General features: G+C 61.5%; 21 protein-coding genes. 19 read left to right on the top strand and 2 right to left on the bottom strand.

Translation table 11 applies throughout. The features are described from left to right. Positions 1-9: 9 nt before the first annotated feature. The 7 genes from N3J91_02510 to N3J91_02540 all read left to right on the top strand — a co-directional run bounded on the left by N3J91_02510 (position 10) and on the right by N3J91_02540 (position 6,563). Entirely contained in the window at positions 10-861 is an 852-nt protein-coding gene (locus N3J91_02510; GenBank protein ID MCX8155321.1) for a phosphate ABC transporter substrate-binding protein, read from the top strand. 69 nt (positions 862-930) lie between these two features. Further along, positions 931-2,109 carry a phosphate ABC transporter permease subunit PstC gene (gene pstC / locus N3J91_02515; GenBank protein MCX8155322.1) on the top strand — a complete coding sequence of 393 codons (1,179 nt, stop codon included), beginning with the start codon at positions 931-933 and terminating at the stop codon, positions 2,107-2,109. Next, positions 2,106-3,053 (top strand): phosphate ABC transporter permease PstA, encoded by a 948-nt coding sequence (gene pstA / locus N3J91_02520; GenBank protein MCX8155323.1) that lies wholly within the window; start codon positions 2,106-2,108, stop codon positions 3,051-3,053. The genes pstC and pstA overlap by 4 nt, the downstream gene beginning before the upstream one ends. 12 nt (positions 3,054-3,065) lie before the next feature. After that, positions 3,066-3,884 carry a phosphate ABC transporter ATP-binding protein PstB gene (pstB, locus tag N3J91_02525; GenBank protein ID MCX8155324.1) on the top strand — a complete coding sequence of 273 codons (819 nt, stop codon included), beginning with the start codon at positions 3,066-3,068 and terminating at the stop codon, positions 3,882-3,884. 26 nt (positions 3,885-3,910) lie between these two features. Next, positions 3,911-4,612, top strand: coding sequence for a phosphate signaling complex protein PhoU (gene phoU / locus N3J91_02530; protein ID MCX8155325.1), 702 nt, complete (start codon positions 3,911-3,913; stop codon positions 4,610-4,612). Positions 4,613-4,617: 5 nt separating this feature from the next. Then, positions 4,618-5,301: a response regulator transcription factor gene (locus N3J91_02535; GenBank protein ID MCX8155326.1), complete on the top strand. Its 684-nt coding sequence runs from the start codon at positions 4,618-4,620 to the stop codon at positions 5,299-5,301. A 26-nt stretch (positions 5,302-5,327) separates the two neighbouring features. After that, positions 5,328-6,563, top strand: coding sequence for an ATP-binding protein (locus N3J91_02540; GenBank protein MCX8155327.1), 1,236 nt, complete (start codon positions 5,328-5,330; stop codon positions 6,561-6,563). A 6-nt stretch (positions 6,564-6,569) separates the two neighbouring features. On the opposite strand, the gene N3J91_02545 is transcribed toward N3J91_02540, so the two are convergent. After that, the gene (locus N3J91_02545) at positions 6,570-7,772 is read right to left on the bottom strand and encodes a class I SAM-dependent rRNA methyltransferase (protein ID MCX8155328.1); all 1,203 of its coding nucleotides are present in this window, start codon (positions 7,770-7,772) and stop codon (positions 6,570-6,572) included. Between the two features lie 188 nt (positions 7,773-7,960). Here N3J91_02545 and kdsA point away from each other — a divergent pair, with 188 nt between their 5' ends. The 6 genes from kdsA (at position 7,961) to N3J91_02575 (ending at position 13,813) form a co-directional block, all read left to right on the top strand. Further along, positions 7,961-8,779, top strand: a complete 819-nt coding sequence (gene kdsA / locus N3J91_02550) for a 3-deoxy-8-phosphooctulonate synthase (GenBank protein ID MCX8155329.1) — start codon at positions 7,961-7,963, stop codon at positions 8,777-8,779. A gap of 26 nt (positions 8,780-8,805) precedes the next feature. Then, entirely contained in the window at positions 8,806-9,339 is a 534-nt protein-coding gene (locus N3J91_02555; protein ID MCX8155330.1) for an HAD hydrolase family protein, read from the top strand. After that, positions 9,336-11,720 (top strand): LptA/OstA family protein, encoded by a 2,385-nt coding sequence (locus tag N3J91_02560; GenBank protein ID MCX8155331.1) that lies wholly within the window; start codon positions 9,336-9,338, stop codon positions 11,718-11,720. The genes N3J91_02555 and N3J91_02560 overlap by 4 nt, the downstream gene beginning before the upstream one ends. 15 nt (positions 11,721-11,735) lie before the next feature. Beyond that, positions 11,736-12,458 carry an LPS export ABC transporter ATP-binding protein gene (gene lptB / locus N3J91_02565; GenBank protein MCX8155332.1) on the top strand — a complete coding sequence of 241 codons (723 nt, stop codon included), beginning with the start codon at positions 11,736-11,738 and terminating at the stop codon, positions 12,456-12,458. A gap of 2 nt (positions 12,459-12,460) precedes the next feature. Beyond that, positions 12,461-13,453, top strand: a complete 993-nt coding sequence (gene hprK / locus N3J91_02570) for an HPr(Ser) kinase/phosphatase (protein ID MCX8155333.1) — start codon at positions 12,461-12,463, stop codon at positions 13,451-13,453. Positions 13,454-13,516: 63 nt separating this feature from the next. Further along, entirely contained in the window at positions 13,517-13,813 is a 297-nt protein-coding gene (locus N3J91_02575; GenBank protein MCX8155334.1) for an HPr family phosphocarrier protein, read from the top strand. A gap of 44 nt (positions 13,814-13,857) precedes the next feature. Here the strand turns inward: N3J91_02575 and N3J91_02580 are convergent, their stop codons facing one another. After that, positions 13,858-14,268, bottom strand: a complete 411-nt coding sequence (locus N3J91_02580; protein MCX8155335.1) for a hypothetical protein — start codon at positions 14,266-14,268, stop codon at positions 13,858-13,860. 186 nt (positions 14,269-14,454) lie between these two features. On the opposite strand from N3J91_02580, the gene pilM reads away from it, so the two are divergent. From pilM to N3J91_02610, 6 genes are all read left to right on the top strand, one after another. Beyond that, positions 14,455-15,516, top strand: a complete 1,062-nt coding sequence (gene pilM / locus N3J91_02585) for a pilus assembly protein PilM (GenBank protein MCX8155336.1) — start codon at positions 14,455-14,457, stop codon at positions 15,514-15,516. A 28-nt stretch (positions 15,517-15,544) separates the two neighbouring features. After that, positions 15,545-16,255, top strand: a complete 711-nt coding sequence (locus tag N3J91_02590) for a hypothetical protein (GenBank protein MCX8155337.1) — start codon at positions 15,545-15,547, stop codon at positions 16,253-16,255. A gap of 2 nt (positions 16,256-16,257) precedes the next feature. Then, on the top strand, positions 16,258-16,836 hold the full coding sequence (locus tag N3J91_02595; GenBank protein ID MCX8155338.1) for a hypothetical protein: 579 nt from the start codon (positions 16,258-16,260) through the stop codon (positions 16,834-16,836). Next, positions 16,833-17,414: a hypothetical protein gene (locus N3J91_02600; protein ID MCX8155339.1), complete on the top strand. Its 582-nt coding sequence runs from the start codon at positions 16,833-16,835 to the stop codon at positions 17,412-17,414. Before N3J91_02595 ends, N3J91_02600 begins: the two co-directional genes overlap by 4 nt. Before the next feature lie 120 nt (positions 17,415-17,534). Next, complete coding sequence (locus tag N3J91_02605) at positions 17,535-19,163, top strand: hypothetical protein (protein MCX8155340.1); 1,629 nt, start codon at positions 17,535-17,537, stop codon at positions 19,161-19,163. A gap of 58 nt (positions 19,164-19,221) precedes the next feature. After that, the gene (locus N3J91_02610) at positions 19,222-22,383 is read left to right on the top strand and encodes a hypothetical protein (protein MCX8155341.1); all 3,162 of its coding nucleotides are present in this window, start codon (positions 19,222-19,224) and stop codon (positions 22,381-22,383) included. Positions 22,384-22,387 lie beyond the last annotated feature (4 nt).

Below are 22,387 nucleotides of genomic sequence, written 5' to 3' on the forward strand. Positions count from 1 at the left end.
ATGAAAAACATGAAAAATCTGTGGATCTTCTTGGGATTGGCGGCGGGGCTGGTCATGCTCGCGCCGGAGGCCGTGGCGGGAAAAATTACCGTCAAAGGCTCTGACACCATGGTCATTCTTGCCCAGAAATGGGCGGAGGTGTACATGGCCAAGAATCCAGACACCAAAATCCAGGTCACTGGGGGTGGGTCGGGCATCGGCTTGGCGGCGCTGCAGAACCAAACCACCGACTTGGCCAACTCCTCGCGCAAGATTCGTGGCAAGGAAATCGAGGCCTGCCTGCGCAACTTCGGCCGGCGCCCCACCGAGTACAAGGTGGCGCTGGACGGCATCATGATCTTTGTGCACGAAAGCAACCCTATTAAAGAGCTGTCGCTGGAACAGTTGCAGCGCATCTTCACCGGCAGGGTGCGCAATTGGAAAGAACTGGGCGGACCGGACGCCCGCATCAATTTGTACAGCCGCGAAAACAGCTCAGGCACTTACGAGTTCTTTAAGGAGCACGTGCTGCTGGGCCGCGATTTTGCCTCCTCGGCCCAAACCATGCCGGGCACGGCCTCGGTGGTGGCGGCGGTGGCCAAGGACCGCAATGCCATCGGTTACGGTGGCGCGGGTTATGGGGCCGGGGTCAAACACCTGTCCATCAAGAAGGACGAGAACAGCCCCGCCATTGAACCCAACGAGGAGACGGTGGTCAACGGCACTTACCCCATCTGGCGTTACCTGTATATTTACGTCAACCCGGCCATTGACAAGGGCGAGGTGGCGGCCTACATCCGTTGGATTCGCAGCGATGAGGGGCAGAAAGTGGTGAAAGATATCGGATTCTTCCCGCTGCCCGAGAAGATGCGGGGCGAGTAATTGCGGCTCGCCAGGGGCCGCGGTACGCCGCGGCCTCCTCCTCCAATCTTATACTGCGGGATCTGCTGCATGCCGCACAAATACATGGGCACCAACCGGGCGGCGGGCTGGATGGGCCTGCACCGGGGCCACAAGGCCCGCCCGCTCGAATGGCTGGCGGAGAAGGTGATCCTGCTGGTGTCGCTCTCCGCCATTGTCATCATCTTCCTCATCTTTATCTTTGTCACCCGGGAGGCCCTGCCGATCATCCTGGGGCGCATGGACTCCTCGGCAATCCGCAATGTCCGCCCCCCGGAGGACCTGGATAAGATGTCCCCGCAGGAAATCCAGGCCTATCTGCACTTGAAGCCCGCGGAATACGCGCGTATGGACCGTGAGGCCCTGAAGGAAATGATGAAGGTGCGTCTGGAGGCCAAGGACGAAATCCCCGACGACAAGGACGCGCAAGTCAACACCACGGCTTGGCGGTACTTGATTTTACCCTACCAATGGAGCGACTATGATCGGCCTGAGTATATCTGGCAGCCGGTCTCGCAGGTACCCAAGTACAATCTCATTCCTTTGATTATTGGCAGCCTCAAGGCTTCGTTGGTGGCGCTGCTCTTCGCTGTGCCCTTGGCGCTGGGCGCGGCCATTTACGTCTCACAACTGGCCTCGCCGCGCCTCAAGGAATGGCTAAAGCCGGGCATTGAATTGCTGGCGGGTATTCCCTCGGTGGTGCTGGGCTTTTTTGCCTTAATTGTCATGGCCTCCGTATTGCAGGGGGTGTTTGGCTATCAATCCCGGCTCAACGCACTGTTGGCGGGCATTGCCTTGGGCCTGGCCATCATCCCGGTGGTGTTCAGCATCGCGGAGGATGCCCTGACAAGTGTGCCCCGCAGTTTCACCGAAGGGGCGCTGGCTCTGGGCTCCTCCAAGTGGCAGGCGGCTTGGCACATCGTCCTGCCGGCGGCTGTGCCGGGGGTGTTTGCCGCGGTGGTGTTGGGTTTCGGCCGCGCCATCGGGGAAACCATGATTGTTTTGATGGCCAGCGGCAACGCGAGCATCGTCTCGTGGAGTCTCCTTGACTCTACCCGTACCATGACGGCCACCATCGCGGCGGAAATGGCGGAGACGGTGGTGGGCGGGCATCATTACCGGATGCTCTTCCTCATCGGCGCCCTGCTGTTTCTCGTCACCTTCATCGGCAACATGGTGGCAGACTGGTTCATTCATCGGTTGAAAAAACGCCTGGAGGGCCACGCATGAGCACCCCGCAGAAGCCATTCAGCCGCAGCCGGCCCGATCCCTTTTCGGTGTTGTTCACCGGATTGACCGGATTGGCCACGCTGTTGATTCTGCTCATCCTGGCCGTCATTCTTGGTAACATCCTCTGGCACGGGGCCGAGGGCCTGAGCTGGCGGTTTGTTTTCAGCATGTCCGACAGGGAGATGTTTGACGTGCAACAAGCGGGCGTCCTGCCGATGATTGTGGGGACGGCGGCGCGGGTGATTTTAATGACCATCCTCGTGCTGCCCATTGGCGTAATCACCGCGATTTACCTGAATGAGTACGCCCATTCGACCAGCATTTTTACCCGGATTATTCGCGGGGCCGTCAACAATCTGGCCGGGGTGCCTTCGATTGTATTTGGCTTGTTTGGCATGGGCTTCTTCATAAGCTTCATTGGCGGGCGCCTCGATGCCGCGCTGTATCCCGGCGACGCCGAGCCGCATTGGGGCAAGCCGGCGTTGATTTGGGCCAGTGCCACGTTGGCGGTGATGACCCTGCCAGTTGTGATCGTGGCCACCGAGGAAGCCTTGCGCGCCATCCCCATGGGCCTGCGCGAGGCCAGCCTGGCGCTGGGGGCCACCAAGCTGCAGACGATCGTGCGCATCGTGTTCCCCAATGCCCTGCCGGGCATTCTGACGGGCGCCATTCTGGCCATCAGCCGCGCCGCAGGGGAGGTGGCCCCCATCCTGTTCACCGGGGCGGCCTATTACATGGCCGGGCTGCCCAAATCCTTGACGGACCAGTTCATGGACCTCGGTTACCATGTTTTCATTCTGTCCACCCAGTCGCCGAACATTGAGCGCACCCGCCCCATCCTTTACGCCACGGTGGTGGTGCTGCTGCTGCTGACCTTTGCCTTGAATCTGGTGGCCATTCTGGTGCGCGCCCGCATGCGTAAACAAATGCGGTTGTCCCATTAAATCCTTCTCCTTATGGCTGAACTGCTTGCCACGCAATTGAATCAAGACCCCCGCCGGGGGGCCGGGCTGGCGGAATCGTCCACCCTCATTTCGCTGCGCCATTTGTCCCTCTGGTATGGCCAGAACCAGGCGTTGACCGACATCACCATGGACATCAAGGCTAATGTGGTCACCGCCTTCATCGGACCGTCCGGTTGCGGCAAATCCACCCTGCTGCGCTGCTTCAACCGGATGAACGATTTGATTGACGGGGTGCGCATGGAGGGGGTGGTGGAAATTGCCGGGCAAAACATCTACCACCCGGATGTGGACGTGATCGAGCTGCGCAAGCGCGTGGGCATGGTGTTTCAACGCTCCAATCCTTTCCCCAAATCCATTTACGAGAACATCGCGTACGCCCTGCGTCTTCACGGTTTGCGGGATCGCAAGAAACTGGACGAGGTGGTGGAGCAGAGCCTGCGCTCGGCCGCGTTGTGGGATGAGGTCAAGGACCGGCTGCACAGCAGCGCCATGGGCCTGAGCGGCGGCCAGCAGCAGCGGCTGTGCATTGCCCGCGCCATCGCCATCAAGCCGGACATTATCCTCATGGATGAACCAGCCTCTGCGTTGGATCCCCTGGCCACCGCCCGCATTGAGGACCTCATTTTGGATTTGAAAAAGGACTACACCATTGTCATCGTCACCCACAACATGCAACAAGCCGCGCGCATCTCGGACATGACCGCCTTTTTCTACCTGGGCGAGCTGATCGAGTATGACACGACGGAAAAAATCTTCACCAATCCCGCGCGCAAGCAGACGGAGGATTACGTCACCGGCCGGTTCGGTTGAGCCGCGCCCCCAGGAGGCCTTGAATTATGTCCCAGCATTTTGAGCAGGAAGTGGATCACCTGAAACGGCAGCTTCTGACCATGGCCAGCCATGCCGAAAACGCCGTGCGCCGCGCCGTCAAGGCCCTCCTGGAGCAGAACCGCCAACTGGCGGTGGAGGTGGTGCAGGATGACGCCGTGCTGGACCGTTTCGAGGTGGAAATTGACGAGCTGGCCATTCAAGCCCTGGCCAAGGCGCCCCTGGCCAGCGATTTGCGCCTGGTCACCCGAGCCATGAAAATCTCCCACGAGCTGGAGCGCATCGGGGATGCCGCCACCACCATCGCCCGCCGGGCCCAGGCGCTGCCGGCCGGTTTGCCGCTGGATGAGTTTGCGGACATCCCGCGGCTGCAGCAACTGGTGCTGCAGATGCTCAAGGAGGCGCTGGACGCCTTTGTCCAGCGCGAGCCGGAGCGCGCCCGGGCCGTGATCCCGCAGGACAAGGAGGTGGACCAGCTCAACAAGGAGGCGCATCGCAACCTGGGCGATTACCTGCAACAGCAGCCTTCGGCCACCCCCTGGGCCTTGCACCTTATGGCCATCACCAAAAGCCTGGAGCGCATTGGTGATCACGCCAAAAACATTGCCGAGGATGTGGTTTATTTGTATGAAGGACGTGACATCCGCCACGGCGGCGACACGACGGCGGGCGCGGCCACCGGGCGGCAAGACAACCAACCCAAGCTTTGAGCGGTATGAAACCCAAAATCCTGGTCGTGGATGATGAACCCGATGCTGTCGAGCTGATCGAGTTTAATCTTAAAGGCGCCGGATTTGATGTCATTAGCGCCGATGACGGTGCCGAAGCCGTGCAAAAAGCCCGTTCGGCCCAGCCCAATTTGATCATTCTGGATGTCATGCTGCCGGAGATGGACGGCATGGAAGTGTGCAAAACCCTGCGCCGCGATCCTGCCACCGCCAAAATCCCCATCATCATGCTCACCGCCAAGGCGGCGGAAATTGACCGCGTGCTGGGGCTGGAGCTGGGCGCCGATGATTATGTCACCAAGCCTTTCAGCCCCCGCGAGCTGGTCTTGCGCGTGAAAAATATGCTCCGCCGCGGGCAGCCCGTGGAGGAAAAGCAGGAGCAAATTCGCGCCGGCGACCTGGTAATTGACATCCCCCGGCATCAAGTGTCGGTAAAAGGCAAAAAGGTCGAGCTGACGGCCACCGAGTTTCGCCTGCTGACGGTGTTGGCGCAGCGCCGCGGACGCGTGCAATCCCGCGACCAGCTTCTGCAAGATGTGTGGGAATACGACAACCTGATTGACACACGCACGGTGGACACGCACATGCGGCGCCTGCGTGAAAAGCTTGGGCCGGCGGCGCGGTATCTGGACACCATTCGCGGGGTGGGATATCGCTTTACCGACGAGTAGCCCGGCGCCGGGGGCGGTCAAGGCTTGTGACGTTTTTTGAGGAACAATGGGTGCTGTGGCTTTTTGCCGCCGGGGTGGCGCTGGTGGTGTTGCACACTTGGTGGATGGAGCGCCGCCACCGCCGCGAGCGCGAACGGGCCGAGCGCGAGTACACCCGCCAGGCCCTGCAAAAACAACAGCAGTTGCAGGCCCAGTTTCAGGCCCAGCAGGAGGCGCTGTTCAACAGCATGATTGAGGGGGTGCTGGTGCTCGACCAGCAGGGGCGCATCCAACTGTTCAATCAATCCCTCAAGGATTTGCTCCAGTTTTCCCGTGATCTGCGGGGGGCCACCCTCATCGAGGCCTTCCGCCTGCCCGAGCTGGAAAGCATGGCCCAGCGCCTGCTCAAGGAATGCACGGTGGCGGCGGTGGAAATTGAATTGCCAGGCGCCACCCCGCGCTATCTTCAGGTCAACGGCTCGGCGGTGTTGGACCGGCAGGGTCGGCAACAGGGGGCAATCATGGTGTTTCATGATCTGACCCGGCTCAAGCAACTGGAGAAAACCCGCCAGGAATTTGTGGCCAATGTCAGCCACGAATTGCGCACCCCGCTGGCCATGATCAAGGGCTTTGTGGAAACCCTGCTCAATGGCGCCAAAGACGACCCGGCCGTGGCCACCCGCTTCCTGCAAAACATCGAAAAACACACGGATCGCCTGACTTTCCTCATCGAGGATTTGCTCACCATCTCCCGGCTTGAGTCCGGCAAGGTGGTGTTCAATCTGCGCCCCACCAATTTGCGCGAGACGGTGCAGCATGTCATGGAGGACTTGCAGACCCGCGCCCATGACAAGCAGATCCGCTTCCTCAATCAGGTGCCCGAGGATCTGGAGGCCTGGGCCGACGGGGATCGCCTGCAACAGGTGCTGTTCAACCTCCTCGACAATGCCATCAAATACGGCCACGTGGGCGGCAAGGTGGAAGTCACCGGCCAGCGGCTGGATCATGGCATGGTGCGCCTCTCCGTATCCGATGACGGCCCCGGCGTGCCGCCGGAGTCCAGGGAGCGCATCTTCGAGCGCTTTTATCGCGTGGACAAGGCCCGCTCCCGTGAGGCGGGCGGCACCGGCCTGGGGCTGGCCATCGTCAAACACATCATCCAATGCCACGGCGGGCGGGCCTGGGTGGAGAGCGAGCTGGGCCGCGGGTCAACTTTTCATGTGACCTTGCCCGCCGATGAAGCGGCAGCCAGGGCCTCGGAAAACCGCCGGCTCAGTGCCTGAGCGGCCTTAACGGGCCACTTCAAAGGCAAAGCCCTTCAAGTACTCAGTCTCCGGAATGACCGGCAACACGGGATGATCCGGCGATTGTGTATAGATGGCCACCCGGCGCAAGACCCGACGGCAGTCCGCGGCCGCGGCCGTAATGACTTCCTGAAACAGCGTCGCCGGCACGTGGTGCGAGCAGCAAAAGGTGACCAGGGTGCCCCCCGGTTTCAGGAGCTTGAGCGCCCGCAAATGAATTTCCTTGTAACCGCGGAGGGCATCGGGGACGGAGGCCCGGGTGCGCGTGAAGGAGGGAGGATCCAAAATAATCACGTCATAGCGCGGAATGAGCTTCTCGTGCGGGCGCGTCGTCGTCTGCGCCTTCAGCCAGTCAAACACGTTGACCGACTCCACCGAGATGCGCTCGGCCAGTTGGTTGCGCTGGGCGTTGGTGTGCAGGGCGGCGGCGGCTTCCGGGCTTTGCTCCAGGCAGTGCACATGCGCCGCCCCCGCCCGCGCTGCATGCAGGGCAAATCCCCCGACAAAACTGAAACAGTCCAACACCCGGGCGCCAGCGGTCAGGCGGGCCACCAGTTCGTAGTTGATCTGCTGGTCCAGATAGAGGCCCGTTTTATGGCCGGCCTGCAAGTCGGCGGCTATTTCCAAGCCGTTCAACCGCGCCCAGACCATCGGCGCCGCCTCGCCCCACAACACTCCCTGCGCTTCCTCCAGTCCCTCAAATTTGCGGGCGGCCGTTTCGCTGCGCTCGAGGATGGCGCGTGGGGAGAACAGCCGCCGCAGTGCATTCACAATCATGTCCTTGCGGGCGTCCATGCCCAGCGCGGAGATCTGTAGCACGAGGTGATCCTCGTATTTGTCCACAATCAGCCCGGAAAGAAAGTCGCTTTCCGCATTGACGACCCGGAAGCTGGTGGCTTGCGGCAAATAACGCCGGCGCAACTCCCACGCGGCGCGAAGTCGCTGCTCAAACCAGGCTTCGTCCACCTGGCTGCGCTGGGTGTCCAGCAGGCGCACGTGAATTTTGGAGCGGGAATTGTAAAAACCGATCCCCAGCAGGCGATGGCGGGAATCTTTGACCTGGACGATTTCCCCGTCGCGCGGGGTGGGGGTGACACGCCAGACGGAGCCGGCGTAAATCCAGGGGTGTCCGGCGACCACGCGATCGGCCTCCCCCGGTTTCAGGGTGACAGTAGGCAAGCTCAACATAGGCTTTGTAAACAGTGTAGGGCCGGGCAGGGAGTAATTTCCCCGCCCCGGCCTTGGGGTGGCAATGTACTCTGCTTTCGGCGAAAGGGAAATTATTTTAACCTGAATTATTGGGCTTCGCCCGGCCGAGGGGGCGGGTTGGCGCGCCGAAGGTGGACAAGCCGGCGCCGGCTTGGTAGAAAGGCGTCATGCCAAAGTCTGACACGGGCCTCTGGAAACGCTTGAGCAGCCGGCGCGAGTTGTTCGTCATCGCCGGGCCCTGCGTGATTGAAAGCGAGGCGTTGTGTCTGGAAGTGGCGCACACCTTGCAGCCGCTCTGTCGCCGGTTGGGGTTGCCGCTGGTGTTCAAGGCGAGTTTTGACAAGGCCAATCGCACCTCCGCCAAGTCTTTTCGCGGCCCGGGCCTGGAGGCCGGCCTCGAGGTGTTGAAGGAAGTACGCGCGCGGACCGGCCTGCCCGTGCTTACCGATGTTCATACCGAAGAACAGGCCCAAATGGCGGGCGAGGTGGTGGACATTCTCCAAATCCCGGCTTTCCTGTGCCGGCAGACGGACCTCATTGAGGCGGCGGTTTCCACCGGCCGCATTGTGAATCTCAAAAAGGGCCAGTTTCTCAGCCCCGCTGAGATGTTGCAGGTGGTGCGCAAGGCGCGCGAGCTCGGCGGCCGCCAGTTGCTGGTGACTGAGCGCGGCACGACGTTTGGCTACCACAACCTGGTGGCGGACATGCGGGCGATTGCCTGGCTCAAACAGGCGGACTGCCCGGTAATCTTCGACGCCACCCATTCAGTGCAACTGCCGGGGGGGAGCGGGGACAAATCCGGCGGCCAGCGCGAGTTTGCGCCGGTGCTGGCTCGCGCCGCCGTGGCGGCGGGCGCGGACGGGGTTTTTATTGAGACGCACCCCCACCCGGAGGCGGCCTTGAGTGACGGCCCCAACATGATCCCGCTGGCCGAGATGCCTGCGGTGTTGAAGTCCTTAAAAAAGTTGTTCCACGCGCGAAGCTGAACCTTTCGCCAACCTGCACCCTGCCCATGTTGTCTCCTCAAGAACTGACCGCCCGCCTGCAAAAAGTCCGGCTCTTCTTATGTGATGTGGATGGCATCCTGACAGATGGCACCGTTTTGATGACCGGCGAGGAGGAGGTCAAGCAATTCCATGTTTTTGATGGTCTGGGCACGCGCCTGCTGCGGGAGCACGGCGGCATCAAGGTGGGTTGGATCTCCGCCCGCCCCTCACCCGCCACCACGCGGCGGGCCCAGGAACTCAAGGTGGATTATTTATATCAGGATCGCGCCCCCAAAGTGGCCGCCATCGAGAACATTCTCCAGGAGGCCGGCTGCACCTGGGAGGAGGTGTGTTACATGGGCGATGACATTGTGGACCTTGGGGCCTTGCGCCGCGCAGGCGTGGCGGTGTGCGTGCCGGACAGCCTGCCGGAGGCTTTGGCGTTGGCTCATTATGTCACGCGCAAACCAGGTGGGCGCGGGGCGGTGCGCGAAGTCATCGAGCTGCTGCTCAAGGCTCAGGGTAAATGGGACAGCCTGTTGCGGGAGTATTCCGCATGAAAAAGCGCCTCCTTCCGCAAGTTTCCTGGCGCTGGGCTGGCCTGGCCGTGCTGGGCCTGGGCCTGACGCTCCTCGCCCAGGACCGGCCCGTGGGGCGGGTGAAGAATTTTGCCGTGCCCGATTACGACGCGCAAAACCGGCGCAAAGCCGTGCTTTATGGCGAGGAAGCCATCAGCGGCACCAATGGCCTGTGGAATATTCAGCGTTTGCGCATTGAAAGTTATGCCGGCCAGACCAATCCGGCCTGGGTGGTGGAAGCGCCGGCCTGTCTGTACCATGACCCTTCGCGCCGCGCCTGGTCCGACGGCCCGCTGAGCGCAGTTTCGGCTGATGGGCAATTGAGTGTGACCGGCGAGGGCTTCGACTGGCAACAGATGGAGCAGCGCCTGGTCATCTCCAACCAGGTCCGCACGCTCCTGCGTCCGGGCAAGCCGCAGCCCGGCGCGCCGCCGGTGCCCGGCCTGGCCCGGCACGATCTGGAATTGACGGCCAACCGGCTGATTTACGAGGGCCAACGCTCCGCCGCCCGCTATTCGGGCCACGTGCGCGTGCGCGAGCTGTTGCCCAGGGGGGCCACCAATCCGCCGGTAACTCTGGATTGTGATGAGTTGACGATTTTCTTGAGCACCAATCGCGGCGGCGTGGAGGTGATTGAGGCCCGCCAGGGTGTTGTCTTCACGCAGGGGCCGGCGCGACTCCATGGGGAGCTGGCCCGTTACACGGCATCCAACGATGTAATCCACGTGGAAGGGGGCGCTCATTGGGAGACGGAGCAGATGGCGGGACAGGCTGATCGGCTTGTTTTTGACCGCGGCCGGGATGAAGTGCGCGCCTTTGGCAACGCCCGCACCCGCCTGCGCGAGGCGGCCCCGGCCAATCAGGGGAAAGACCGCCCGCCGCCGGTGCTTGAGCTGGCCGCGTCGGCGGTGGTGGTGACGCTGCCCGCATCCAATCGGCCTTTAACCAGTCTCGTGGTGACCGGGGGCGTGACTCTCACCCGCGAAGATTTGCAGGCGGGGGGTGAGTCCCTTCACTTTTCCGGCACGGCTACCAGTGGGGTGGCCCGCATATCAGGCCAGCCCTGGTGGCGCTCTGACACCGCGCAAGGCCGGGCGGCGGAGTTGATGGTGCAGCGGCCCGGCAATGTTTTCTCCGGGCGGGGGAGAGGAGAGGTGACCTTGCGAAGGGGGACTGCGGCTGAACCGGGCACGAACGTTTTGACCATCCAGTCCGAAGAATATGATCTGGCGGAGGAGCAGGCCGTTTTTCGTGGCCGTGTGGTGGCGGAGGATGCCCAATGGCGGATGGAAGGCGAAACTTTAAAGTTGCGCCAGGACCCGCAAACCCGCCAGGTACGCGCCATTGCTTGGGAAGGCGGGGTCACGGCGGAACAGCGGGTGGCGGCGGATTCAGCGGCGGTGCCCTGGCGTCTGCAATGTCAACATCTGATGGTGGAAATGGCCGCGGCTGATGCGCGGCCAACACGCCTCTTGGCCGCGGGCAACATTCAGCTTGAGCCGGCGCGTCTCCCGCCCGACACCAATCGGCTGGCCTGGAAATTGCAATGCGAACATTTGACGGCGGGCCTGGACGAACACCAACAATTAAGCGGCGCGGTGGCTGAGCAACGGGTCTATCTGGAGAGCCTTCCCCAAGACAAAGCGACACCCGCCTGGGCCATGACGGGTGAGCGGTTGGTCCTGACCATGGCCGCCGGACGCACCAATCAGGTGGAACGGCTCAGTGTGGAGCAGCAGGTAACGTTGCGTCAAATTGCCGGCCAGGACACCCGTAACGGGGTGTGGCATCTGGCCAGCCAGCGCGCCGAGGTGCGCTTCAACCCCGCCACCGGCGAGGCCGCCGAAGCCCAGGCCGACGGCGGCGTGCATGCAGTGCAACTCCACTCCAACCTGACGCGGGTGGCCTGGACTTTGACCGCGGACACCGCCCGTCTCGCTTTCGGCCCCAGCAACCGGCTGGAGCGGCTGCAGGCCCGCCGCGGGGTGCGCCTGGAGCAGGGCTATACCACCAACCTGCCGCCCTGGCAGATGCAATGCGGGCAGGTGGACCTCGCGTTCAGCCCCACCAACACCCTGCAGCAACTGGAGGCCCGGGAAGCCGTGGTGATTACCCAGGGCGCCAGCCGCGCCACCGGCGCAGTAGGTTATTACCGGGGCGACACCGAGGATTTTGAACTGCGCGGCCAGCCCAGTTTGTTGTTGGTGGAGGAACGGGCTGTGCGCACCAATGGCCCGCCGCGTCAGTTGGAAATCGAGGGGGCGGAGGTCCTGGTGTGGAATCGTGAAGCGCAAACCTTCCGGGGGCGGGGTCCTTTTCGCATTCGTCCCGGCGGCCCGCTGCGCCTGCCGGGCCAGCCCTGAGGGGCATTGATTGGCATGGCACTTTTAAGCACAGAACAGTTGGTGAAGGCCTATCGCGGCCGTCGCGTGGTGGACGGGGTGTCTCTGGAGGTTAATCCGGGGGAAATTGTGGGGCTGATGGGACCCAATGGCGCGGGCAAGACCACCACCTTCAACATGGTGGTGGGTGTGATTCGCCCGGATGCAGGCCAGATTTTTTTTGAGGACCGGGAGATCAGTCATTTGGCGGTGCACCAGCGCGCCCGCCTGGGCATGGGCTACCTGACTCAGGAGCCTTCCGTTTTCCGTAAATTGACCGTGGAGGAAAACATTTTAGCCATTCTTGAAGTCTGCCGCCTGGACCCCGTGGAGCGCCAGACCCGGCTGAAGTATTTATTGGAGGAGCTGGATTTGACCCCCCTGGCCAAAAACCCGGCCTATACCCTGAGCGGGGGGGAAAAGCGCCGGCTGGAAATCACACGCGCCCTGGTGACCAGCCCCAAGCTGCTGTTGTTGGATGAACCCTTTGTTGGCATTGACCCCATCGCGGTTTACGAAGTACAAAAGATCATCCGCCGCCTCAAAGAGCGCGGTTTGGGCATTTTAATCACCGATCATAACGTGCGCGAGCTGCTGAAACTGATTGACCGCGGCTATATCATTCACAAGGGGCGGGTGTTGTGCCATGGCAATGCCGACTTCCTGACAAATGATCCCCAGGCGCGGGAAATTTACCTCGGCCCGGAATTCAACCTCTAGCCATGCGACGCGAAACCATCACGGTTAAACGTTTTTTTGATGAATACCACGAGGAGCTGGGGTTGAAGATCATCACCGGCAACCGCGGCCTCTCGCGCATCATCCCCGAACCCACCATCAACCGGCCGGGTCTGGTGCTGGCGGGTTTCACCGAGTATTTTTCCTACAAACGGGTGCAGGTCATTGGCAACGCCGAGACTTATTACCTGCGCTCCTGTACCGAACAACAGCGCCAGGCCAGTTACGAGCGGCTGTTTTCCTTCCGCATCCCGTGTGTCGTCTTCTCGCGTAATTTGCATCCCGATAACCGTTTCCTGGCCATGGCCCAGGAGCGGCAGATCCCCATTTTCCGCACCCACCTGGCCACCGTCACCTTCATCAATAAAGCTACCATCGGCCTCGAATATCTCTTTGCCCCGCGCGGCACGGAAATGGGCAGCATGGTGGATATCTTGGGCGTGGGCGTCATCATCCGGGGTGAGAGCGGCATTGGCAAAAGCGAGTGTGTGCTGGCCCTGATCGAGCGCGGTTACAGCCTGGTGGCCGATGACATTACGCGGGTCACCTTGGTGGAGGGCCATGAAATCCTCGGTTCTTCAGACGAAAAAACCCGCAATTTCATGGAAGTGCGCGGCATTGGCATCATCAACGTGGCGCAGATGTTTGGCGTGCGCAGCATCCGCCACGAGAAACGGGTGGATTTGGTGGTGACCCTGATGCCCTGGGAAAAAGTCCCGGACGTGGAGCGCGTGGGCATGGATGACGATTATACCACGATCTTGGGGGTGCAAATCCCTCACATGGTCATCCCCGTGCGACCGGGCCGGGATTTGGCGCGCCTGATTGAAGTGGCAGCCTTTCATACCAAACTCAAGGCCGCCGGTTACAACCCGGCCGAGGACCTGAACAAACACTTGCTGGAGGTCATGTCCAAACAAGGACCTGCCGCCGGCCAGAAAAAACAGTTGACAAGACTGCGGGGACGCGGCAATTAGAACCGGCTTGGCGCGGCCATGGAGGCAAGCCAGACCTGCCGGGCCGCCAGTTTTACCGCAAACATGAGCAAAACCAAAAAGACCGGTGCGGGCGAGATCACCAAGGAAATGGTGGTCACCAATAAACTGGGCATTCATGCCCGGCCGGCCGCCATGTTTGTCAAGAAGGCCAGCCAATTCCGCTCGGAAATCCTCGTGGAAAAAGACGGGGAAACCGTCAATGGCAAGAGCATCATGGGCATGATGATGCTGGCGGCCGGCTACGGCAGCCGCCTGCATGTTCATGCCTGCGGCGAGGACGCCGCCGAGGCCATTCAGACCTTGGAAGAGCTGCTCAAGCGCAAATTTGACGAGGAATAGGCCGGTCCTCTCCTTTGCGGCAGACGCCGCCCCGCCGCCCTGCTTCACTTTTTAGGCGTTGTCGTCGCCTCTGGTTTCGGCCCCAGGCGCAGGGAAACCGCATACCTCCGGCCTTCCTTGTCCGTGAACGTGCCGGCAGCTTCCTCGCCCACGCGGGCATCTTTTAAGGTGGCTGGCTGGCCGTTTTTGGTGATGCGTGTTTCACTGGTGACGTAAAAAACCCGCCCGCCCTCTTTGCCATTGAGTGTCACAGTCCCGGCTTGCACGTCCACTTTCTGGACAACCCCCACGAAGGGAGGATTGCGTTTGGCTGTTGTGGCCGCGCCGGCCGGTGGAGTGGTTTTGGCGGGCGAATCTGCGGCGGTGACTTCGCACGGCCCCAGAAGACAGCCCAGAAACACTGCGGCCAGGCCCAGCGTGATTCCGGCCCATGAATGGAAAGATCTTTGCGGCATGGTTGTTTAGTGCTATGTGTTGGAGGAACTCAGCGTAAACCAAGGCGGGCCGGCGGGAAAGTATTTTGTATGGCAGCGGCACTGCGCCTTTGGCAGGCGGTATGCTGGCTGGGGTGGGGAAAGTGCGTTAAAACCTTGCAATTTGGCACTTGCATTAGAACAGACAATAGTGTTAAGGAAATACACATGGCTTTGCCATTTCTCAAAAGTTCGGCCAAACAACGCGATCACATTGTGGCGGTGGACTTGGGGGTGAGAACTACCAAAGCCGTTTATTTGCAACGCCGCGGAGGGGCTTACGCCCTGGCGGGTTACACCCTGCAAGACGCCCCCATTTATGAGAAGTCTCTGTCCAGTGAAATCCTGGCTGAGCACCTGAAACAGGTCATTCCCGCGCTGGGAGCGCGCACCAAGCAACTGATTGTGGCCTTGGGGGTCACAGATGCCATTGTGCGCCAGGCCGAACTGCCCATGCAGGGCCTGCCGGAAATGCGGCAGATGCTGAAGTTTAATTCCAAAGGCTACCTGCAGCAGGATTATCCCGGCCATGTTTGGGACTGCTACATTCTGCCTCCCAAGGGCGAACTCGGCGGGGAAAAAAAGGGGGTGCCCAAAGTCAAGGTGTTGGCCGGCGGGGCCAAACAAACCCTGTTGAACGATGTGGTGACCGCAGTAAAGACCGCCGGCTTCGTACCCGACATGGTGGTGCCGGGGTTGATTGGCCCCATCAATGCGTTTGAGGTGGCGATGCCTGAGGTTTTTGCCAAGGAAGTCGTGGCCCTGGTGGACATTGGCTTCAAAAACACTTCCATTTCCATCCTTTCCATGGGGGAGATGGTGCTCAGCCGTGTGGTGGGGCTGGGCGGTGACAAAATCACGGCCGGTCTGGCGGAGTCCAAGGGCATCACCTACGCCGAGGCGGAGGGCATCAAAATTGGCATACCGGAGGAAGTCAGCGCGGAGTTGGAGCCTTTGATCATTCCGCTGGGGCGGGAATTGCGCGCCTCTATTGACTTTTTCGAGCATCAGGAGGATAAAACCGTGAGCCAGGTTTTTGTATCGGGGGCGTCGGCCAGCTCGGACTTTTTGGTGCAATGCCTCCAAAATGAATTAATGGTGCCATGCAAACGGTGGAATCCCATCAGCGGTTTTCAGTTGGCCCTGACCGGCGAGGCGCTGGCCATGGCGGAAAGTGCGGCCCCCAAACTGGCGGTGGCGGTGGGCGCGGCTGCCAGCGGCATGAATTAATGCAACCGCAACGCAGGATTTAAGGGATATGCCAATTCGCATCAACTTGCTGGCTGAGGCGCAGGCGGAGGAAGAGTTGCGCCGCAAAGACCCCGTCAAGCGGATTATTCTGGGCGCCGTGGGGCTGGTGTTGGTGGTGGTGGTGTGGACGGGCACGCTGGTGATGCAGGCGATGGCCAAACAAAGCGAGCTGGCCACCACCCGGCAGAAGTTGGAGCAGCTCAAGCCCCGGCATGAGCAGATTAAGCGCAATGACCTGGTGGCCGTGGACGCCCGGCAGAAAATCGAGCGGCTCCATTATTACGCCACCAATCGCTTCCTCTGGGCCCCCGTATTGAATGCCCTGGCCCAGGTCTGCACCAACAATTTTGCCACCAACATCACCTTCAACCGCCTGCAGACGGAGCAGATTTTTGTGGAGTTGCCCGCCGTCAAGGCTGTCACCAATGCCGCCGGCCAGATCCTCACGCCCGCGCGGCCCGAAGGCATTGTGGAACGCAACCGCATGGTGGTGGACGCCCGCGATTACGGCCAGGAGGTGGACAATAACTACAACAAATTCCAGACTGCCATGACCGAGTCGCCCTTTTTCAAAAGCCTCCTCGACCCGCGGAACCCCGCCACTCTCAACCAGTTGACCTTGGGAGCGGCGGACCCGTTGCAGCCTGGTTCGCGTCCTTTCCGCACCTTTGTCATGCAGTTTCAGTTTGCGGAGAAATTCCGGGAAAAAAGCCGTTAACCATGAAGCTTTCCAAAGAGAAACAACAGCAGGTCATTGCCGTGTTGATCGGCGCGGTGCTGGTCATCGTGGCACTCTACTTGCTCGTGATTACCGGACAACAGGCCAAGATCGCCAAGCTGGATAAAGAGCTGGGCGATGTGCAGAACGTGCTGGCCCGCGCTGAGCGGGACATCAAAGACGAAAAAATTAAACTGCAGATGCTCGCGGAAGCCACGAATCAACTGGCGGAGCTGGAGAAAGATTTGATGCCCAGTAATCAGGTCTATTCGACTTTTATCACGCTCTTTCAGCAGTTCCGCTCGCAACATGGCACCCGCATTGATATTGTGGAAATCGGCCGGGACCGGCCCGCGCCGCTGGGTATGTTGGGCAAATTTCCCTATGGCACCGCGGTCTTCACCGTGCGCGGCTTTGCCCACTATCATGATTTTGGGCGGTTTCTGGCTGATTTTGAGACACAATTCCCCTTCATGCGGGTGCGTCAATTCACGTTGTCGGCGGGCGCGCTGGAGACGGCTGCTTCCGAAAAGTTAAGTTTTGAGATGGAGATTGTGGCCTTGGTCAAACCCAACTTATGAAAACTTGCTCTCCCTCCCGTGCCGGTTGGCTATCGGCCCTCCTGGCCATCACGGCGCTGGCCGCCGCCGCGCTGGTTCTGCAGGCCGCCACCACGGCACCCGCCAAGCCCGCCACGAATCAGACGGCTTCCGCGACCACCGCGGCCGCCGCGCCGGTGCCGTTTGAACCGCCCAAGTCCGTTTTCATCTGGGACCCCGCGGACCCGGCTTTCGGCCGGGACCCCTTCTTCCCGCACTCCTCGCGCAACGGACGCTGGGCGCCTCCGCCTCCGCGCAAAGAGGTGAAGCAGGTGGAGACCGCCACGACGACCACCACCACCCCTCCCAAACCTGTGGAGACGCCAGCCCCGCCAGCCTCGCGCAAAGAATACAAGATGGACCTCAACGGCATCGGCGGGCGCCGTACGGCGGTGATCAACAATATTTCATTTTTGAAGGGTGAAACCGGCCGGGTGAACACACCCGATGGCCCCGTCAAAATCCGGCTGGATGAAATCCTGGGCGATGGTGTCCGGATTACCATCTGGCTGGAGGACGGCAAAACCGAGACGCGGGAAATCCCGCTGAGCGGACGTTAAACCGAGACAAACCGGGTAAAACATGGCCGGCAAGGGATGCCTGGCCGCCGGGAAGGGCCGGCGGGCGGGCGGGGAGTATGTATGGATGTCAGGAAAGCCAAACAACCAACAACACGCGCGATGAAAACGAACATCAAAGTCCTGCTTGTCGTGGGGGTGGCCTTGTGGAGTGCCGCCTGCATGGCTCAACAAAACTCCGTGCTGCTCACCGGGGCAAACAATGAGGAGGTGGCTGAAAAAGTGGAATATCAGGACATCCCCATTGACGTGGTGTTGAATGACCTGGCCACCCAGGCCGGGTTGAACATCCACATTGACGCCAAAATCTTGGAGACTATCTACGGTCCGGATCGCAAGCCGTTGCGCGTCGTCAATATCAAGTGGCGCAACCTCACCGCCCGTCAGGCCTTGGTGGCGGTGCTGGACAACTACGGGTACGTGGCCATCCCCGATCCCAACACCAAGGTGGTGCGCATCACCGTCAAGGATGCGGCGGTCCAGGAGCCGCTGGTGCTCAAGCTCGTCAAGCTCGAGTACACCAACCCCACCAACATGGTCAACCTCATCAAGCCCACCTTGGGCAGCCGCAGCCAGGTCCAGGCGGATCTCCGCGGCAACAAACTCATTATGCTGGTGACCGAGACGGAGTTTGCCCAGGTGTCCAATATCATCGCGCGTGTGGACACCGCAGTGCCGCAAATTCTCATCGAGGCCCAGTTCATTGAGACTGCCAAGAATCCCAAGTCCATCAAAGGCATTGACTGGACCGGCACGCTGGAGGCGCAAAACTTCACGTTTGGCAATGGTTTCACCAAGGGCAACACCACCACCACCGTGCCCGGCGTGCCCTCGGCCGGTTCCGGCCCCAGCCTGCCCAGTGGGGCGCCGGGTGCAGGCACGGCTGCCACTCCGGCCTACTCGGCTTCCACCGTCATGGGAACCGTCTTCGGGCGCGAAAGCCCCCTGGACACCCTCACGGGTGGGCTGAGCGTGGATACGGTGCGGGGCTTCTATCCACATGCCGCTTTCCTGAGCGCAGACGGGGTCAAAGCCGTCCTTTCCTTCTTGAACACGGAAAACGACACAAAATTCATCGCGCAGCCCCGTGCTGTGGCGATGGACGGCACGCCGGTGGAATTGTCCAGCATCCGCAACGTGCCGGTGTTTGAGGAGGAGCAGGGCAATGTCCAGGGCGGCATCCAACAGGCCAGCACCGTCAAGCCCCGTTATGAATTGACGCTGCGCGACGCCGCCACTCAACGCGAAACCATCCTCAACGAGGTGGGCATCAAACTGGTGGTCACCCCGCGGCAGGTGGGCAAATCCGACATTCACATGGATTTACGCCCCGAAGTCAGCGCCGTGGAAGGGGTGGAGCGCAAACTCTTGGGCGGCAGAGTAAACGAGGCGCCCATCTTCCGCCGGCAGAAGCTCAACACCGTGGCCACCGTGCCCAGCGGCAACACGCTAGTGCTGGGCGGTTTGGTCACCGACGAAATCAGCAAAGCCTACAACAAGGTGCCCGTGCTGGGTGATGTGCCCGGTCTGGGGTTGTTGTTCCGCAAGGATTCCAAATCCCGCAGCCGCCGTAACATGCTCATTTTCGTGACGCCCAGCCTGGTCACCGACGGCGACTTCCAGCCCACCCCGAGCGACTTCCTGAAGACCAAGCCGCAATTCCCGCCCGATTTGGACGAACCGGCATGGGATACGGGCGCGCCGGCCAGCAAGTATCGGCCCTTGTTCTAAGGGGGACGTGGCACTGGACCAGACTTTGGCCAAAAACCACCGCAAACACACAACGCTTATGAAAACTGCTGTTTCCGCTCTTGCCGGGTGCGTCCCCCGACGCCGGCCGGCTGGCTGGGTGCGGCAGGCGGTGTGGCTGGCAGCCTTGGTCTGCCTGGCCTCCGGCCTGCCTGCGCAAGTCACCGTCCGCACCCTTGGCGGTGGCCACGCGGACGCCTACGGTGTGCCTTATGGCTATGTGGACGGGCGCACGCTTGAGGATGCCATGTTCCACACGCCCCTGAGTCCGGTCATCGGCCCGGATGGCAACTTGTGGATTGCCGACCGCGGCAATGGCGCCATTCGCAAACTGCTGCTGGCCACCGGCCAGACCCGCACCGTCCTCACCAACCTGAATCAACCGGTGGGCTTGGTGACAGGACGCGACAACACGTTCTATGTGTTGACGGCGGGCGACGGCGCCATCCGGCGTTACGACACCAACCTTAATCTGTTGGCCACCCTCACCACGGCGTTGATCAGCCCCAATGCCATGACCATGGACAGCGCCACCAATTTCTACGTGGCGCAGGCCAATGGCACGATTGTGAAGGTGACGCCTGGCAACCCAGTGCCGGCGCTCGTTGGAACGGGTTTGAACAATCCCAAAGGCATTGCGGTGACGCGCTTCGGACTGCTGGCCGTGAGCGACACAGGCAATCATGTCATCAAGTTGTTTGATCCGGCCGCGGCTCCCTCGGCGGGCACCCTCTATTCCGGGACCGGCGTGGCGGGCTTCAACAATGGCCCGGCGGGCCTGGCCCGCTTCAACGCGCCGGAGGGAATTGCGGAGGCACCCAACGGCGTTTTGGTGGTGGCGGACCGGTTGAATCATCGGGTCCGGTTGGTGGAGACCAACGGCTATGTTTCGACCTTTTACGGTGTGCCCCCGGCCAACTGGCTCCGCTGCGACAATGGCTGCGGCTGGAATGGCCTGAATGTCTGGGAAGGCTGGGCGGACGGCCCTTACGATCCCACGGATTCGTGGGCGATTTATCCGGCGTCACGTGAACCGGTGGGCATCGTGGTGGTGGGTGGCACCAAGGCCTACGCCACCGAACTGGGATATCATATCATTCGTGAAATCACCGGTTTCAATTTGACGGGCACCGGTGGCGGGGGCGGCGGCGTGCCCACGGAGCCGGTGGACGTCGAGGAGCCGGTCATCTCGCCAGCCTCTGGTTATTTCCCCAATGGGCAGATCATTTTGGTGGGCAGCCCAAATCCTGATGTGTTTTTCACGGTGGACGGCACCGATCCCACCACCAACAGCACCCGCGTGCCCATGACTGGCAACCGGGGGGCCATTTGGTGGAACAACCCCACCTCGGACCTCACCAAATTAAAGGTGCGCGCCTTCATCGGCACCAATGCCAGCGATATCGTAACCGGCCTGCCGGCCTCAGTGAACACCATTGGCGTCACGCCGAGTGTTACTTCCAATTATTTGGCTTCGCCCGGTTCAACCATCTACCTGCCGGTGGTGGTGAATCTCATCCCCGGCGCCCAGATGCGCTCGGTGTTTTACCGGGTGGAAGTCCAGGCAGCGCCCGGGGTGCCGGGTGTTTCTGAACAATTTCGCCTGCTTCAACTGGGCACCAATGATTTCCTGGTGCTGGCGGGGCTGACCAACAGCACAATGTCCGCGATGGGTTACGGCGATCCGGCCAATACCTTGGGCGGACGCCGCGGTCTGCTTGTCTCCGCCGTGGGCACCAACTTGGGCGGCGTGGTGAGCAGTTATGGCGTGCTTAATCTGTTGGCCGTGCCCATCCCTGCCGGCGCTCCGGCTGGAGCGGAGTACACCGTCAGAATCCTCAATCCCTCGGCCACCTCCGATGGCGGTCAGGCCACCCTGCCGATTAGCCCGGGCGGGGCGGTGAAGATCGTGGTGGGCGCCGCGGCGGGCCGCATCGGCGTGGCGACCAATATCAACGGCGGCGTGGGCAATGTAACCTTGCCCGCAGGCGCCGTGGGTTACCTGGTGGGCGACAGTTCGCCCAGCGGCTGGTTCAATGCTGGCGAGTTTGGGGATGGCAACCTGGACAATGCCGACGTGAATAATGCCTTCTACGCCTCTCTTGGCTTGCGGGTGCCGCCCAGCACCTCGGACGCCTTTGATGCCATGGACAGTTTCCCGCTGGACACCCCGGCTGGGTGGGGAGGTGATGGCGAAATCCGCTTCCTGGACTGGCAGGTCACGTTGTGGCGCGCCAGCCGGGTGCTGGCGGACAACTTTGTGCGCGTGCGCCTGCCCAATGGGCTTAAGACCGTAATCGGCCCCTTCAACCTTACCGGCACGCCCGACGGCGAACCGGTGCGCACGGAGGCGCTGCCCGGCAGTGTATGGGTCAAGAATGCCCGCTTTGTCGCGGGTCTGGTGGGCAATGCCCAGCCCGGCGCGGTGGTGGATGTGCCGGTGACCGTCTGGCTGCGTGAAGGTCAGACACTTTCCGGCCTGTCCTTTAGCGCCGTGGTGCGCCCTGCCACGCCCAGCGCCCCCTTGGTCCGCCAGGTCACCTTCATCCCGCGCAACGGCGCGCCCGCCCCCTCCCGCTGGAGCGATGGCGACGCCAACGTGCCTTCAGACACCGTTTACCGCGTATGGGAATTCATCCCCACCGGCATCGGCGCAGGCGAAACGCTGCTGGGTTATATTCGTTTCACCGTACCTGCTGGCGCTCCGGTGGGCGCGCTGTACCGGGTGCGTTTCCTGGCGGGCAGCGGGGGCGACACCCGCACCATGCCCTTCCGCGAGCCGCAGTTTGAAAGTCTCCCCGGCGCGGTGTTTGTGGGCGTGCCGGCGGCTGCGGAGTCGGTGCGGATTTCAGATGATTGGAAACGCCGGTTCTTCGGGGATCCGGACAACCCGGATGCCGCCAATGACGCCGATCCTGATCGCGATGGCGTCCCCAACTGGCAGGAATACCTGGCAGGCACCAATCCTGCCAATGCCCAGTCCCGTCTGCGCCTGCAGACCCGCGTGGCCCGGCCGCAGGAGGTGGTGCTCAGCCTGCTGACGGCGCCGGACAAGACCTACCAGTTGGAGTACACAGAAAACCTCACTTCCGGCGTGTGGACGGCGGTGCGAACGATTGCTGGTGATGGGCAGTACCAGGAAATCACCGCGCCGGTGGACCCGCGCAAACCCAGATTCTACCGGGTGCGTTTGTTGCCTTGAAGCC

It is taken from the genome of Verrucomicrobiia bacterium, from assembly GCA_026414565.1.
GTDB lineage: Bacteria > Verrucomicrobiota > Verrucomicrobiia > Limisphaerales > Fontisphaeraceae > Fontisphaera.

Excerpts from the sequence above, each read along its gene's own strand:
- N3J91_02510 (MCX8155321.1), top strand. The coding sequence starts at position 10 with ATGAAAAATCTGTGGATCTTCTTGGGATTGGCGGCGGGGCTGGTCATG.
- pstC (MCX8155322.1), top strand. The coding sequence starts at position 931 with ATGCCGCACAAATACATGGGCACCAACCGGGCGGCGGGCTGGATGGGC.
- pstA (MCX8155323.1), top strand. The coding sequence starts at position 2,106 with ATGAGCACCCCGCAGAAGCCATTCAGCCGCAGCCGGCCCGATCCCTTT.
- pstB (MCX8155324.1), top strand. The coding sequence starts at position 3,066 with ATGGCTGAACTGCTTGCCACGCAATTGAATCAAGACCCCCGCCGGGGG.
- phoU (MCX8155325.1), top strand. The coding sequence starts at position 3,911 with ATGTCCCAGCATTTTGAGCAGGAAGTGGATCACCTGAAACGGCAGCTT.
- N3J91_02535 (MCX8155326.1), top strand. The coding sequence starts at position 4,618 with ATGAAACCCAAAATCCTGGTCGTGGATGATGAACCCGATGCTGTCGAG.
- N3J91_02545 (MCX8155328.1), bottom strand. The coding sequence starts at position 7,772 with ATGTTGAGCTTGCCTACTGTCACCCTGAAACCGGGGGAGGCCGATCGC.
- kdsA (MCX8155329.1), top strand. The coding sequence starts at position 7,961 with ATGCCAAAGTCTGACACGGGCCTCTGGAAACGCTTGAGCAGCCGGCGC.
- N3J91_02555 (MCX8155330.1), top strand. The coding sequence starts at position 8,806 with ATGTTGTCTCCTCAAGAACTGACCGCCCGCCTGCAAAAAGTCCGGCTC.
- N3J91_02560 (MCX8155331.1), top strand. The coding sequence starts at position 9,336 with ATGAAAAAGCGCCTCCTTCCGCAAGTTTCCTGGCGCTGGGCTGGCCTG.
- lptB (MCX8155332.1), top strand. The coding sequence starts at position 11,736 with ATGGCACTTTTAAGCACAGAACAGTTGGTGAAGGCCTATCGCGGCCGT.
- hprK (MCX8155333.1), top strand. The coding sequence starts at position 12,461 with ATGCGACGCGAAACCATCACGGTTAAACGTTTTTTTGATGAATACCAC.
- N3J91_02575 (MCX8155334.1), top strand. The coding sequence starts at position 13,517 with ATGAGCAAAACCAAAAAGACCGGTGCGGGCGAGATCACCAAGGAAATG.
- N3J91_02580 (MCX8155335.1), bottom strand. The coding sequence starts at position 14,268 with ATGCCGCAAAGATCTTTCCATTCATGGGCCGGAATCACGCTGGGCCTG.
- pilM (MCX8155336.1), top strand. The coding sequence starts at position 14,455 with ATGGCTTTGCCATTTCTCAAAAGTTCGGCCAAACAACGCGATCACATT.
- N3J91_02590 (MCX8155337.1), top strand. The coding sequence starts at position 15,545 with ATGCCAATTCGCATCAACTTGCTGGCTGAGGCGCAGGCGGAGGAAGAG.
- N3J91_02595 (MCX8155338.1), top strand. The coding sequence starts at position 16,258 with ATGAAGCTTTCCAAAGAGAAACAACAGCAGGTCATTGCCGTGTTGATC.
- N3J91_02600 (MCX8155339.1), top strand. The coding sequence starts at position 16,833 with ATGAAAACTTGCTCTCCCTCCCGTGCCGGTTGGCTATCGGCCCTCCTG.
- N3J91_02605 (MCX8155340.1), top strand. The coding sequence starts at position 17,535 with ATGAAAACGAACATCAAAGTCCTGCTTGTCGTGGGGGTGGCCTTGTGG.
- N3J91_02610 (MCX8155341.1), top strand. The coding sequence starts at position 19,222 with ATGAAAACTGCTGTTTCCGCTCTTGCCGGGTGCGTCCCCCGACGCCGG.